10 protein-coding genes are annotated in these 14,318 nt (G+C 57.6%); 3 read left to right on the top strand and 7 right to left on the bottom strand.

Features of this window, described 5'->3' with window-relative positions:
• Positions 1 to 36 precede the first annotated feature (36 nt).
• From M2447_RS00970 to ppdK, 3 genes are all read left to right on the top strand, one after another.
• Positions 37 to 1,461 carry a hypothetical protein gene (locus M2447_RS00970; protein WP_277556977.1) on the top strand — a complete coding sequence of 475 codons (1,425 nt, stop codon included), beginning with the start codon at positions 37 to 39 and terminating at the stop codon, positions 1,459 to 1,461.
• A gap of 282 nt (positions 1,462 to 1,743) precedes the next feature.
• Positions 1,744 to 2,346: an OmpH family outer membrane protein gene (locus tag M2447_RS00965; RefSeq protein ID WP_277556975.1), complete on the top strand. Its 603-nt coding sequence runs from the start codon at positions 1,744 to 1,746 to the stop codon at positions 2,344 to 2,346.
• Positions 2,347 to 2,560: 214 nt separating this feature from the next.
• The gene (gene ppdK, locus M2447_RS00960) at positions 2,561 to 5,410 is read left to right on the top strand and encodes a pyruvate, phosphate dikinase (protein WP_277556974.1); all 2,850 of its coding nucleotides are present in this window, start codon (positions 2,561 to 2,563) and stop codon (positions 5,408 to 5,410) included.
• Positions 5,411 to 5,821: 411 nt separating this feature from the next.
• Here ppdK and M2447_RS00955 read toward each other — a convergent pair whose 3' ends face one another.
• The 7 genes from M2447_RS00955 to M2447_RS00925 all read right to left on the bottom strand — a co-directional run bounded on the left by M2447_RS00955 (position 5,822) and on the right by M2447_RS00925 (position 14,232).
• On the bottom strand, positions 5,822 to 6,112 hold the full coding sequence (locus tag M2447_RS00955) for a hypothetical protein (RefSeq protein WP_277556973.1): 291 nt from the start codon (positions 6,110 to 6,112) through the stop codon (positions 5,822 to 5,824).
• 14 nt (positions 6,113 to 6,126) lie between these two features.
• Positions 6,127 to 7,548: a hypothetical protein gene (locus M2447_RS00950; protein ID WP_277556971.1), complete on the bottom strand. Its 1,422-nt coding sequence runs from the start codon at positions 7,546 to 7,548 to the stop codon at positions 6,127 to 6,129.
• Complete coding sequence (locus tag M2447_RS00945) at positions 7,545 to 8,264, bottom strand: N-acetylmannosamine-6-phosphate 2-epimerase (RefSeq protein WP_277556969.1); 720 nt, start codon at positions 8,262 to 8,264, stop codon at positions 7,545 to 7,547. Before M2447_RS00945 ends, M2447_RS00950 begins: the two co-directional genes overlap by 4 nt.
• Positions 8,264 to 9,121, bottom strand: coding sequence for an endonuclease/exonuclease/phosphatase family protein (locus M2447_RS00940; protein ID WP_277556968.1), 858 nt, complete (start codon positions 9,119 to 9,121; stop codon positions 8,264 to 8,266). Before M2447_RS00940 ends, M2447_RS00945 begins: the two co-directional genes overlap by 1 nt.
• A gap of 335 nt (positions 9,122 to 9,456) precedes the next feature.
• A complete protein-coding gene (locus M2447_RS00935) occupies positions 9,457 to 10,728 on the bottom strand; it encodes an MFS transporter (RefSeq protein WP_277556967.1) in 1,272 nt (423 codons plus the stop codon).
• Positions 10,729 to 10,753: 25 nt separating this feature from the next.
• Positions 10,754 to 11,782, bottom strand: coding sequence for a hypothetical protein (locus tag M2447_RS00930; RefSeq protein WP_277556966.1), 1,029 nt, complete (start codon positions 11,780 to 11,782; stop codon positions 10,754 to 10,756).
• Between the two features lie 254 nt (positions 11,783 to 12,036).
• Positions 12,037 to 14,232 (bottom strand): alpha-galactosidase, encoded by a 2,196-nt coding sequence (locus tag M2447_RS00925; RefSeq protein WP_277556965.1) that lies wholly within the window; start codon positions 14,230 to 14,232, stop codon positions 12,037 to 12,039.
• Positions 14,233 to 14,318 lie beyond the last annotated feature (86 nt).

Genomic DNA, 14,318 nt, shown 5'->3' with positions numbered 1-14,318 from the left:
ATCGAGAATCGAAAATCGAAAATCCCTTCATCTCCGATGAACAAAACGCTTCTCCTCATCATTTGCGATTTTCTCCTGCTCAACCTCCTTGCGCTCACGCGCTGGGACGCGCCCGTCGCCGCGTCCTCAATCCAGCAGGACCCCTCGCTGTCAACCGACCGCGATTCGCCGCCCGCCGCGACCAAGGACCAGGACCTCGTCGAGCTGATGAAACTTTCGCTCGAGGACGAGCAGGCGCGCCGCGACGAGCTCGCCCGCCAGTTGCGGGACACCGCGCAAAATCTCCAGACGCGCGAACAAATCCTCGCCCAACTCGAGGCCGAGAAAAACAAACTCGTTGAAAATCTGGGCGCGACGCGCACGCAACTCGATCAGCAAATAACCGTCGCCAAGCGCAACGCCGAGATTCTCGCGCGGGAAGTCGAGGCCGCCAAGCGCGACGCCGGCATGTCCAAGGAGCGCGTCGCCGCGCTCCAGCGCGACCTCGAGCATCGCGAAGCCGAGCTCGAGCGCGAGCGCGGCAACATCGCCAAGCTCGAGCAGGAGCAGCGCGCCGCGCGCGAAAAAATCGAAAATCTCAACGTGGCGGTGAAGGTTGCCGAGCACGAGAAAACCATCCTCCGCGAAACCGCCGAAACCTACAAAACGCAAGTCGAGGCCGAGCGGCAGGAACGCCTGAAGGTGCAGGAAACCACCACGCAACTCGCGCAAGGCATGGGCACGCTCGCCGTGAAATCCGGCGACCTCGAAAAGGAAATCCGCGACAACCGTCCCATCAACGCCAACACGCTTTTCAGCGAATACCTCGCCAACAACGTGCGAGCCCGCATCGAAACCACGCGCCCGGGACTCTTCGGCCCGGCCGCGCGCGTTGCCGACCTGCGCACAATCCTCGTGAGCGACGGCAAGGACGCCTGCGCGATCTTCCACGCCAGCGACACGCCCTTCGCGCTCACCTATCCCGGCGCCGACATCTCGCGCATTGCGATCACATTCACAAACGGCGACTACAGCACCACCGCAGGCGAGCTCCATTATCTATCCATTGACCCTCGCATCCTCGTCGTGCCGCTCACGCCCGCGCAAGCCGCCGGCCTTGGCGTGAAAGTTTACATGACCTCGCTGGAGCCTTTCAAATTTTCCGACGCGATCCTGGTCAGCACCAACAGCGAGCCAACAAAAACGAAGTATGAGGAAACGCCGTTCAAGCTCGACGCCACGCAACCCGGCTACGTGCAAATGCGCGTGAGCTTTTTTGCCAGCAAGCGCGGCGACCTCGTGATCAGCAAATCCGGCGAACTACTCGGCATCATGGTGAACAAGGATTATTGCGCGCTGGTGGACAATTTCCTGCCCACCCGCACAATCACCACCGGCGAGAACACCGGCAAGCAAGGCATCGGCGCCCTCATAAACCACCTCAACACCCGAGTCCAAAGCATGCCGTTGAAGTTGCAGTGAACGGACGAACAGCGGCGGGGAAATCGAGTTGCGGTGCGATTAACGCGGCATGTCAAGGTTACGACGCATGGTTTCAAAACAGGGAATATGTGATCTAGGAGATCAATTCGGCGAAATTCGGTCCAAATTAATGGATGCTATCTTATTAATTATAATATGTTTACAAAAAACAACTACTTTACTTGCACTAATTTTGCAATTGTAATCATTAAATAAATATTTTTGTATTTTCGTTCTCGGGTTTTTGCCTCTGGCTATTGCCCATCTTCCTACACCAAACACATGAAAACATCCATCAAAGCATTCATCGCATTAATTGCCTTCGGCTCTTCCGCACTTTTCGTCCAGGCGCAGGCGTTCAAGGTCGGCACGCTCGACCTTAACAAGGCCCTCACCGGTTATTACAAGACGCAGGACGAGCAGGCCAAGCTCCAAGCCTACGAGCAAAGTGCCAATGCCGACGCCGAGAAACTTCTCAACGAAGGCAAGGCCATGGCCACTCAGCTCCAAGAGCAGGTCGAAATCACCCGCAACCCGGTCATCAACGAAGCCGCCAAGAAAGCGGCGGAAACCAACGCCCAGCAACTCTATCAGGCGATCCAGACCAAGGAGCGCGAACTTAACGAATTCCGCCAGCAGGCCGTCCGCTTCATCCAGCAAGGTGTTGCCACCACCCGTCAGGCGCTCATCGTTGAAATCAACGAAATCGCATCCAACATCGCCAAGAAAAAGGGCATCACCCTGCTCGTTGAGCGCGGCGCCTTGGTTTATGCGGACGCGGCCTACGACATCACCGAGGAAGTGCTCACCGAGCTTAACAAGAACAAGCCCGCCACCGCAGCCGCTCCCGCCGCGGGCGTCCCGAGCGTGGGTCTTCCCAAATAATTAAACATCCGTTTTTTTACGAAACCCGTCTGATTCAACAGGCGGGTTTTTTTCGTTTTATAAAAAACATTGCGCTTGCGCATGCCTTGCGCTCTGCGCCGTTGACAGTGGGCTCTTTGCCTGTTTTGCCTACCCGTCCGCTTTGACGCGCATGACTGCCCCGGTTTTTTGCGCGACGCAGCATCTCTTTTAACATCACCAAACAACACCAGCAATGGCTACCAAAACAAAAAAGTCCGCGACCAAGCCCGCCAAAAAGGCCGTCGCTAAAAAATCAACCGCCCCAAAAGGCTCCAAATCCTCCAAGGGCAAAATCGCGAAATCCGCGAAATACGTTTACCTCTTCGGCAAGGGCAAGGCCGATGGCGACGGCACCATGAAACCGCTCCTCGGCGGCAAGGGCGCCAATCTCGCCGAGATGACCCGCATCGGCCTCCCGGTGCCTCCCGGCTTCACCGTCACCACCGACGTCTGCACCTACTATTACGCCAACAAACGCACCTATCCCGCCGCCCTTCAGGCGCAGATGGAAGCCGGCGTGGCCAACATGGAACGCATCATGGGCACCAAGTTCGGCGACGCCGACGGCATGCCGCTCCTCGTTTCCGTGCGCTCCGGCGCGCGCGACTCCATGCCCGGCATGATGGACACCATCCTCAACCTCGGCCTCAACGACACCACCGTCCTCTCCCTCGCCAAGGCCACCAACAATGAGCGCTTCGCCTGGGACTGCTACCGCCGCTTCGTCCAGATGTATGGCGACGTCGTCCTCGGCGTCCAGAAGCGCGAAAACGAAGACCACGAACCCTTCGAGTCCGTCATCCACGAATACAAGCACGAAACCTACCACACCGACATCGAGGACTCCGCGCTCACCGCCGCCGACCAGCAAAACCTCGTTTCTCTCTTCAAAAACCTCATCAAGGAACGCACCGGAAAAACCTTCCCCAACGACCCCTGGGCGCAACTCCGCGGCGCCGCCGGCGCCGTCTTCGGCTCGTGGATGAACGACCGCGCCATCGTTTACCGCCGCAAATACAACATCCCCACCGAATGGGGCACCGCCGTCAACGTGCAGGCCATGGTCTACGGCAACACCGGTGAAAAATCCGGCTCCGGCGTCGCCTTCACCCGCAACCCGGCCAACGGCGCCAACGAATTCTACGGCGAGTTCCTCATCAACGCGCAAGGCGAGGACGTCGTCGCCGGCGTTCGCACACCCGAGCCCGTCATCAACCTCAAGAAGAAGATGCCCGCCTCCTACGCCGAGCTCCTCAAGGTTCGCGCCATCCTCGAAAAACATTTCAAGGACGTCCAGGACATCGAGTTCACCATCCAGGAAGGCAAACTCTTCATGCTCCAGACGCGCAACGGCAAGCGCACCGCCGCCGCCGCGCTCAAGTTCTCCATGGACATGGTCAAGGAGAAGCTCATCGACTGGCAGACCGCCATCATGCGCAACCCGGCCGACCAGCTCGACCAGCTCCTCGCGCCCATCTTCGATCCCGCCGAAATCAAAAAAGCCGCAGTCATCGCCACCGGCCTCCCCGCCGGCCCCGGCGCCGCCACCGGACAGATTTATTTCAACGCCGATCGTGCCGTCCTCGCGCACGAACGCGGTGAGAAAGTCCTCCTCGTCCGCCTCGAAACCTCGCCCGAGGATCTCCGCGGCATGATCGCCGCCGAAGGCATCATCACCGCGCGCGGCGGCGTCTCCTCGCACGCCGCCCTCGTCGCCCGCCAGATGGGCAAAGTCTGCGTCTGCGGCGCGTCCGCCATCCAGATCGACTACGAAAAGAAAACCGCCACCATCGAGGACAAGGTTTACAACGAAGGCGATTACCTCTCGATCGACGGCACCGCCGGCAATGTCTACGCCGGCCAGGTCAAGACCGCGCCCTCCGAAATCATCACCGGCACCATCCAGGGCAACAAGGCCGCGCAAAAGACCGAGAAGTTCAAGCACTACACGCAACTCATCGCATGGTGCAAAAAGGCGTCCCGCCTCCAAGTGCGCACCAACGCCGACACGCCCGACCAGGCCGCCAACGCCATCGCGTTCGGCGCCGTCGGCATCGGCCTCACGCGCACCGAGCACATGTTCTTCGAAGGCGACCGCATCGACTCCATGCGCGAGATGATCCTCGCCAACAACACCGCCGACCGCGAAGCCGCCCTCGCCAAGCTGCTCCCCTTCCAGCGCGACGACTTCATCGGCATCTTCAAGGCGCTCAAAGGCTTCCCCGCCACCATCCGCTTCCTCGATCCCCCGCTGCACGAATTCCTCCCCCACACCAAGGAGCAGCAGATGGATCTCGCGCGCAAACTCCGCATCCCCGTTGAAAAAATCATGGCCCGCGTCAGCGAGCTCCATGAGTTCAACCCGATGCTCGGCTTCCGCGGCTGCCGCCTCGGCATCAAGTATCCGGAAATCACCCGCATGCAGGCGCGCGCCGTCTTCGAGGCCGCCGCCGCCGTGCGCAAAACCGGCATCAAAGTGAGCCCGGAAATCATGATCCCGCTTGTCGGCTTCACCAATGAAATCGACATCCAGTCCGCCATTGTGCACGAAGTCGCCAAGGCCGTGCAATCCGAGCAAAAAGTGCGCTTCACCTACAAAGTCGGCACCATGATCGAGATTCCGCGCGCCGCGATCGTCGCTGAGAAAATCGCGCAAAGCGCCGAGTTCTTCAGCTTCGGCACCAACGACCTCACGCAAACCGTGCTCGGCATGTCGCGCGACGACGCCGGCGGCTTCCTCGGCGCGTATCAGGAGGCCGAGATCGTCAAGAAGAACCCCTTCGCCTCGATCGACCAGAACGGTGTGGGCGAGTTCATGAAGCTCGCCGTCGCGAAAGGCCGCTCCACGCGCCCCGACATCAAGCTCGGCATCTGCGGCGAGCACGGCGGCGATCCCGACTCGGTGAAGTTCTGCCACGCGCTCGGCCTCAACTACGTGAGCTGCTCGCCCTATCGCGTGCCCGTCGCAATCCTCGCCGCCGCCCAGGCCGCGGTCGAGGAAGCCCGCGCCGCGAAACCCGCGAAGAAGGCGAAGAAAAAGTAACCGCCGGAAAAACTCCGCCTAAAAAAACAAGCCGCGTATCCGAAAAACGAATACGCGGTTTTTTTGCGGGCATGCGTTTGCTCCCTCGCCGACTTATCAAATCGGGCTGTTTTGGGTAGGGCGAAGCCTCAGGCTGAGCCGAAACGATTTGAATGCCGTGATTGTTTTCGGCTCAGCCAGAGGCTTCGCCCTACCGTTGAAGACCCAATGTGGCGTCACTAATAGATGACAATTTATTTTTGGAAAACCGCTTGCACAATCGGCGTCTCACCACAGTCATGTTTGTCTCTTGATGGTCGAGCGGTATGTGGATCTCGCTTGTGGACGGCGCTTTGCGCTGCAATGTCTGTAAATGCATTGCCTCAAATTTCAAAAAAACTTTTTGAGAGCGGCCAATACAATTTTGATATTTTAGTATAGCTTGCGCTTGCGCACTGAATCTGCGGTTCGTTCCGCGCGTTCTTGCACCTTCTCCCTGTCGGCCTTATCTTGATTATAACGCATACGCGCTTCCTCCGATGGTGTTTTGCATCCAGCGAATACAAGTAACAGGAAAACTAACAAACTGCGGATGAAAATTTTCATATTTTGACCGACACTCTTAGCTGGGGCGCATGGAGCTGTCACGGTTAAATACAAACCATCGGCTGGAAGCCGATGCTGCGTGGCACGGGCTGCCAGGCCGTGATGATCGAGTGGCATGGGCGACTTCCCCTTCAACTTACCCTATTCCCGATCGCTTCCTTCAGTCCTCCGTCCAGCAGTGCCTTCACTTCCTCGTTCGAGCATCCCTCGGCATACAGGCGAATGATATCCTCCGTTTCCGAGCTTCGTATCAACAGCCAGCGGCACGAGCCCTGGCAGATGAACTTCAACCCGTTGACGATGCCCCTGCTGCTTTGAAACGCCTGCACTTGCCCGACAGGAAAACCGGCCACGTTTGCGCAGCCTCGTTTATACAGGTTGGGAAGCAGCTGGTTTTTGTCCGGCTTGTCATAATGCACGTCGATTCTGTCGTAATAGATTTCGCCCAGGCGCGCGGTTGCATCCGCCGCATAGTCGGACAGACGCCGGAATCCCGATTTCGACAGCATCTCTATCAGCATCAAGGCGGAGAAGATGCCGTCCCGCTCGGGGAGGTGCATGCCATAACCGAAGCCGCCGCTTTCCTCACCGCCAAAGGCGATTTGTTCCTGGAGCATCACATCGGCAATATATTTGAAGCCCACCTGCACTTCATGAATCGGTGTGTCGGGCGAGGCGAAACAGACGCGTATTTTATCCGACACGGAGCTTGTTTTTATAATTCCGCCGGGGACTTTTCTCACTCGTTTTAAATAGTCAACCAGCAGCAAAATCGTCTTTTGCGCCGAGAGCCATCCGCCGTTGTCGAGACAAGCCCCGACGCGGTCGGCGTCGCCGTCGGTTGCGACTCCCAGGGCGTAATCTCCGTTCGCTAGCGCCTCCATGAGCGGGGCGAGATTTTTTTCAATCGGCTCGGCGAGCCGTCCGTGAAAGTTTTCCGACGGGGTGCCGTCAATGGTTCGCACTTCGCAACCCAGCGGCCGCAGTATTGTTTCGAGGAGCGTCGTGCCCGCGCCGCCCATGCTGTCAACCAGCACCGGCAGGGCCGCGCCGCGGATGGCGTCGAAATCTATTAACTCGCCCAAGCGGGCTGTATACACGGGCAGGAAATCCGCCTGCTTTACTCTTTCGTCCGAATGCTTGCGCGGCGAGGCATATAATAATGACTCCACCTTCTTGGTTTCCTCGGTGGAAAACGGGCCGCCGTGGGCGGATTTAAATTTGATGCCATTGTATTCGGGCGGATTGTGCGACGCCGTGATCATAACGCCCGCCGCGCAATGATAATATTTCACCGCGTGCGAAAGCACGGGTGTGGGCGTTATTTTGTCCGCCAGCAACACATTGATGCCATTGCCGGACAGTGTTTTCGCAAAACGCCGGGCGAAAAGTGATGATGCCAGCCTTGTGTCATAACCAATGGCAACAGGCGACTGCGCGCCCTGGCTGTTTATATAATCAGCAAAGGCCTGCGCCACCACAGTGACGCTTTCCTCGTTCATCACCGTGCCGAGGCGGCCCCGCCATCCGTCTGTTCCGAAAAATATATTCATTTCCCGTTATCCTTTCCCTTTTCGTTAATGGCGTCCACAAACCACTGTGTAATCAGGTGCGGACGGGTGATGGCCGAGCCGACAACCACCGCCCACGCGCCGAGCTCGACGGCCTTTTGCGCGTCGGCGGGCGTGTTAAAACGTCCCTCGGCAAAAACAGGATAATCCCTTGGCAAAATTTGCAGGCACTTTTCCAGCATGTCGAACGCCGGGCGGTTTCCCCTGGCAAATGCGAGAGTGTCGGGAGTGTAGCCGCAGAGCGTCGTGGAAACGCAATCCGCGCCCGCCTCATGGCAGGCAAGCGCCTCGTCGGGCGTGGCAATGTCGGCCATGATTATAATATTATGCCGCTGCTTGATGGCGCGAATATAGTCCGCGCCGCCCAGTCCGCCCGCCCTTGCGCGATTTGTGCCGTCAACCGCCACGATTGAGGCGCCGGCTTTGACAAGCTGCTCCACGTCCTCGAAGGCGCCCGTTATGCACACTGTGCCGTCGGGAAAATACGCCTTGGTCAGCCCGATGACCGGAACGGAGACGTTCTTCACAATGCAGGCCGTTTTCTCAATGCCGCATGTGCGAATCCCGGCGGCGCCGCCCCGGACGGCCGACTGCGCGAAGGCGCTCACGCCCTCGGGCGTGTTGAATGGAGAACCTTCCTCGGCCTGGCAGGAAACGACCAGTTTTCCCCTCAGGGAATCAAACAATTTATTATTCATCACGGTTTCTTTTTTCCAATGGTCGCGTTTATATACACGGGATAATGGTCCGACGGATACAGGTTTTCGCCGCGCTTATCGTCGATCACATGATAGTCGGTCACGTTCACCTCGTTGTTCACAAAAATATAATCGATCCGGTGAATGGGTTCTATTCTACCCCAACTGTGCGCGGTGTTCATCGGGCCGGTTTTAACAGGCGCGGTGACGAAGGTGTCGTTAAAAACAGCCGCCAGCAATTTGTAGGCTTCCGTTGTGTCGCGCCTGTTCAAATCGCCGCAAAAGAACACCGGTTCGCCCTCCTTTGCGATGCGTTTGATTTGCGCGATCATCAGCTCCGCCGACTTGGTCCGGGCGTTCACTCCGCGATGGTCAAAATGCGTGTTGAACACCAGAAACACATTGCCCGATTTGCGCTCCTTGAACCTCGCCCAGGTGCAATAGCGGTCGTATTTTCCGTCCCATCCCACCGAGCCGGGCGCCATCGTTTCGGACAGCCAGAACGTGTCGGTCTGCAACAGTTCGAATCGCTCGGTTTTATAAATAATGGGATTATACAATCCGCGTATTCCCACAAAGCCGTGGGGCACCCGCTCCAGTATGTCCTCGAACTGGTTCAGCACGGCCTCCTGAAAACCTACGATGTCAAAGTCATTATTGCGGATAATTTCGCAAAGCCAGTCCTTGCGGTGAACCCATTGATTCGGCCCGTCCGAGGGCTTGTCGCCGCGAATGTTGAATGTGCACAACCTGAGTTTTGTTTCTTTTTGAGAGGCCGCCGGCTTGCTGGCTGGGCAGAGGTTCGCCGCCTGTAATATTATGGCCGCGGCGACAAATAGTTGGATTATTTTTTTCATGGGTTTGTCTGGTTGCTAGTTGTTCGAAATAGGAGAGGCGCTGAATGAAGCCCAACGGGCTTCTGTCATCTAGCCCAGGGTTGCGAGCGCAGCGAGCTACCCTGGGAATAATAAATAAAATACACAACCCCAACGGGGTTGCGGCCCGTATGCCCGGCGTGCGTTTTCGTGGACGCAACCCTTTCAGGGTTGTGTTCCCTTTTTTCAAGACACCCGGGGTAGGCGCTCATTACTCGCGCCAACCCCGGGCTAAGGGACTCATCCCCCTTGGGGATGCGAGCACGGTCATTTCGTGTTTTCATATCGGTATTATTTTGCGCCGCTTACTAATACAATTAGCCGTTTGCCTGCTTGTGTTGTGACGTTTTTTTCCAAATGACTGAAATCAAACTCAGGGATACGAGCGCCGCGGCCACCCAAAAGATGCGGATGTGCGAGAAGTCGTAGATCGTCTGGCCATCAACGATTGTTTTGTTCGATTCAATCAGGTAGCCGCTGAGTATTTCCTGCATTCCCGCGCCGATATAATTGCCCAGCCCGATAATGCCTACCGCGGCGCCGACAGCGCCCTTCGGCGCCAGGTCCATGGCGATCAATCCGCCCATGAAACTGATCAGCACGCCAATCGACACGCCGAACAAAACCATGCTCACGATGTCGATCACCGTGCTGTGCGGGGCGAACATAAACAGGGCGATTGCAATCAGATTGGCGAGGCTCGCCATCCATGCGAGGGGCAGGCGTTTGGCGTTGAAAAAGCGGTCGGAAATCCAACCCGAAAATATGGTTCCGACCGTTCCGCAGACCGCGCTGACCGATACCAGCGAGCCCGCCTCGACCAGCGTGTATGATTTTTCCGCGGCAAAATAATAAATGCCCCAGCTGTTCACCGCGTAGCGGCAAATATACATCACCCCGCTTGCCAGGGCCAGCAGCCAGATGATGGGATTTTTGATTACCTCTATTTGCAGCTTCTTGACGGAGCCTTTCTCCGCTTTTGGCGCTTCTGCTTGTCCGGGCGAAACCGACTCTTTTTCAGGCGGGGACGGTTTTAGGAATATAAATATAAAAACCACGCCGAACGCGCCCATGCAGGCCGCGCTCCAAAATCCGTATTGCCATCCCAATGCGCCGACCACGACGGCCGCGAGTATATAAGTCGCCGCCTCGCCTATATTGTGGCTCGCGCTCCAAAACCCATACACGGTTCCGCGTTGTTTGCTCGAAAACCAGTTGTTCAGCGCGATGACACTGCACGGGCCGCCCGCCGACTGAAACCAGCCGTTCAGCCCCCAAAGAATGACAAGCGCCCAGAAGGGAATGGCGAAACCCAGCAGAAAATTAACCCCCACGGCGACGAGCAAACTGCCCGCCATGAAATAGCGCACGTTGACGCGGTCGGCGAGAAACCCGTTTATAAATTTCCCCGCCGCATAGGAGAAAAACAACGCCGACCCGATGATGCCCAACTGCGTTTCCGTCAGGTAGCCGTCATCCACCATCGGCTTCTTTACAACATTCAGGCTCAGCCGGCAGACATAGTATAATCCGTAACCGATTGTCGCCGCCGTAAAGACGCCCCATTTTTGAAAATTATATTTGTTCATTGATGTGCGGGTTGCGCGGACGGGTTCACTGCAATTTGCCGTTCTTCCAAATCATTTTCTCGCCCCAAAACGGCATGATGGTTTGCGGGCAGTGCATCTTGGGAATATTATCCATCGCAAAGTTGAGGGTTCGGCGGCGCGGGGATTTTTCAATGTCGTGGCGCAGCTCGATCATGTGGGAGAAGATTGTGCAGGCGGGCTCGATACGGCCCTTGCCGGGCTTTGCGTCCAGCAAGTTGTTTTCCTCCGGCGCGCCCCAGCGGGTGATAAACAGGCCAACCGGCCCCTGCGTGCGCTCAAACTGCTCCGGTTTGAAGTTGGAATCCCCGCCGTGCAAAATGGAAAGGCCGCCCGAGTCCTTGCCGCAATCGAGCCTATACACCGTGACAAATTTTAGCAGCTTGGCATTGTGATCGGTGATGTCCGTGCGGATGGAGAAGGCACCGATTTTATACTCCGCAGGTTCCTTTGAATAATATTGGGCGTCATTTTTGTAAAAATTGGACAGCACGGGTTTGCCGCGCGCGCGCATCGCATTCATCAATTCCACGCTTTTGTGGTCGCCGTGATTATGTGTTACGCAAAGAAAATCCAGCAGGGGCTCAAACTTTTCCGCATACTTGTGGTTGATGTCCACGCCGAAGCAACCGGAGGGCGTCTTCACCACGATTCCCATGTTGTAGAGCATCCAGATCACGGCCGTGCCCTGCTCGACCTTTGTGCTGGCGACCTCGTCGAGGACGCGGTCAAAGGCCAGCCGATACCAGCCCAGAATCGCGTTGTCGCGTTCCATCGCGGCGGCCTCGTCCACGCCGGCTTTCAGGTATTGCCTGAAAACAGGGTGGGGTAATTTTTCGGAATACTCCTGGACTGTTTTCAACAGGCCGGCTCTTTCGCCATCCAGCAGAAGCGGGGAGGTTTTTAAGAGGCGCGCCATGGTGAGCGCGGCGTCGCGATTGACCGCGGATTTTTGCGGCGCGTCCGCCGCCGGAAGTCCGGACGCGGAAAACGCGAAAAACAGGAGCAGCGAGAGGAGTGAGCAGGTGCGTTTCATGGGGTTTGGTAATGACGGCGGCATGCCATAATGCGGATTTGCCTTAAAAAGTTACTCGAAGGGGAGGGCCATAGCCAATTGCATTTTCGATTAAGTTTTTGGCAAATTTGATTCCGGCGCTGTTGGCGGGCACACCAAGCCGCTGTCATCCATTAGATGACAGCGGCTTGAGAAAACGCGTGTGCGCGCAACGCGAAATCCCTTTGCTGCGTGGCCCGAGTGGGCGACTCGCGATGGACGGCTGGAAGCAGCCCTTACTTTGTCTCTTCGAGAAGGAGCACCATGCTTTGGAGGTTTTTCATCAGGCGGGGGTTGAGACCGCCGTTGATGAGGAACTCGCCGTTGAAGGTTTTTCCGTTCGCCCAGAACTTTGACTTTTTCTCGTTCAGCTCGGTCACCTTGTAGCGTTTTGCCGGATCGAGGCCGTTGAGTTTGAAGGTGGGCATGATGTTGCGGTAGTCGATGCAGAAGGCGGACATGACGGCGCGGGTTTTGTCCTTGCTCACATACATGAGCGAATAGAGGCCGGAGTTGTCGTAGGGGCTGTTGATGCGGTAGAGGTCGCCTTGCATGACGATGTCGCGGATGTTTTTGTAGTTGGCGATCGCCATTTTCGCGAACTCCTTGTCCGCCTCGTTCATGTCCTTGGGCTGGAGTTCCATTCCGAAGCGGCCCGTCATGGCGAGGTCGAAGCGGAATTTTAAAGGGGTGACGTTGTTCGTCTGGTGGTTGGGAACTTGCGAGACGTGCGAGCCGGTCACGAGCGAGGGGTAGATGAGGTTCGTGCCATACTGGATGCGCACGCGGGTGATGGCGTCGGTGTTGTCGCTGGTCCAGACTTCCTGGTGGTATTTCAACGCGCCGTAGTCAACGCGGCCGCCTCCGGAGGCGCAGGCTTGCACGATGACGTTGGGGTATTTCGCGCGCACGCGTTCATAGACTTTGTAGAGGCCGCGGGTGTATTCGACCCAGAAGTGCGATTGTTTGTCGTCGTCGAGGTAGGCGGAGCCGGCGTTCTCGACGTGGCGGTTGGCGTCCCACTTGATGTAGCTGATGTTGGGGGAGAGTTTCATGGTTTCGTCGAAGACGCTGAAGACGAAGTCCTGCACCTCGGGGTTGGTGAGGTCGAGGAGCCATTGGTAGCGCATCGTGGGGATTTCGCGGCCCTTGCCCTTGACGATCCATTCGGGGTGTTTTTCGGCGAGTTCGCTCTTGGGGCTCACCATTTCGGGTTCGATCCAGATGCCGAATTTCAGGCCCTTGGAAACGGCGTAGTCGGCGAGGTAGCCGATGCCGCGGGGGAGTTTTTTCTTGTTCACCTGCCAGTCGCCGAGGGCGGTCTTGTTGTTGTCGCGGGGGTATTTGTTGCCGAACCAGCCGTCGTCGAGCACGAACATTTCGAGTCCCATGCCGGCGGCGTCGTCGATCATGTCGGTGAGCGTTTTTTCGTCGAAGGTGAAGTAGGCGCCCTCCCAGCTGTTGAGGAGCGTGGGGCGGATGGTTTGCGCGTCGTAGACGCGGTGGTTGCGCGCCCAGTCGTGGAGGTTGCGGGAGACGCCGCCGGCGCCGGCGGTCGAGTAGGTGAAGATCATCTCGGGCGTTTCGAAGGTGGCGCCGGCGGGCAGCGTGTAGTCGCTGGCGAAGGGGCTGATGCCCGCGCTGATGTTGAGGATGGCGAATTCGTCGATTTCGAAATTCAGCTTCCAGTTGCCGCTCCACGCGAGCGCGCCGCCGATGACGTTGCCGCTGTTTTCGGCGAGCGGGGTGTCGAGGGCGAGCAGGAAGGACGGGTTTTCGCAGCGGGTGGCGCGCGCGCCGCGCTTGCTTTCCACGGTCTTGATTCCGGCGGTGAGCTGGGTTTCGGCGAGCATCATCTCGCGCGCCCAGGCGCCGTAGAAATGGTTGAGGTAATACTTGTTCGCCTTGAGGGGCATGTAGGCGGAGTAGTAGTTGTGCAGTGTCACGGGCTTGTCGCCGGCGTTGCGGATGACGACGTGCTCGCTGATGACGTTTTCCTTTTGCCAGGCCTTGACGATGAGCGTGACTTCGAGCGGGTTGACTTTGTCGCGGAGCAGGATTTCGAGCGTGCGCGCGCCGTCGGCGCCGGCGGCGGTTTCCTTGTGGCTCACGTAGACGAGCTCGGTGTTGATGTCGCCGTTGGCGTGCGTGACGCGCAGCGCGGGTTCGCGGATGTTGCGTCCGCCGGAGGAGAGGTAGGCCATCTCGTAGGTCGGCTCGCGGCGGTATTCGCCTTTTTTGAGGAAGGGTGTCGCGTCCTCGATCTTCGGCCCGAAGTGGTGGAAGAGCAGGTAGCCCTCCTTGTTCACGCCCATGACCAGGGAAAGGCTCTCGGTGTCGATTTTCACGATCCGGGGCGTTGCGTTTTTTTGCGCCATTGCGACTCCGGAGAGGAGCAGGCAGCTGATGAGTCCAAGGGTGATTTTCTTCATGGTGGGTTTTTGTTTCCGGGCGGTGAACTGATTGAAAGTGAAAGACTCTTTGGATTTTTTGGGAAAACTCCAAGTTAAAGTGTGCC

It is taken from the genome of Ereboglobus sp. PH5-10, assembly GCF_029504735.1.
Lineage (GTDB): Bacteria > Verrucomicrobiota > Verrucomicrobiia > Opitutales > Opitutaceae > Ereboglobus.
This window is presented reverse-complemented; position numbering and strand designations above follow the sequence as displayed.

Bases quoted from the DNA above. Each gene is read 5' to 3' on its own strand.
- M2447_RS00970 (WP_277556977.1), top strand. From the start codon at position 37: ATGAACAAAACGCTTCTCCTCATCATTTGCGATTTTCTCCTGCTCAAC.
- M2447_RS00965 (WP_277556975.1), top strand. From the start codon at position 1,744: ATGAAAACATCCATCAAAGCATTCATCGCATTAATTGCCTTCGGCTCT.
- ppdK (WP_277556974.1), top strand. From the start codon at position 2,561: ATGGCTACCAAAACAAAAAAGTCCGCGACCAAGCCCGCCAAAAAGGCC.
- M2447_RS00955 (WP_277556973.1), bottom strand. From the start codon at position 6,112: ATGCCACTCGATCATCACGGCCTGGCAGCCCGTGCCACGCAGCATCGG.
- M2447_RS00950 (WP_277556971.1), bottom strand. From the start codon at position 7,548: ATGAATATATTTTTCGGAACAGACGGATGGCGGGGCCGCCTCGGCACG.
- M2447_RS00945 (WP_277556969.1), bottom strand. From the start codon at position 8,264: ATGAATAATAAATTGTTTGATTCCCTGAGGGGAAAACTGGTCGTTTCC.
- M2447_RS00940 (WP_277556968.1), bottom strand. From the start codon at position 9,121: ATGAAAAAAATAATCCAACTATTTGTCGCCGCGGCCATAATATTACAG.
- M2447_RS00935 (WP_277556967.1), bottom strand. From the start codon at position 10,728: ATGAACAAATATAATTTTCAAAAATGGGGCGTCTTTACGGCGGCGACA.
- M2447_RS00930 (WP_277556966.1), bottom strand. From the start codon at position 11,782: ATGAAACGCACCTGCTCACTCCTCTCGCTGCTCCTGTTTTTCGCGTTT.
- M2447_RS00925 (WP_277556965.1), bottom strand. From the start codon at position 14,232: ATGAAGAAAATCACCCTTGGACTCATCAGCTGCCTGCTCCTCTCCGGA.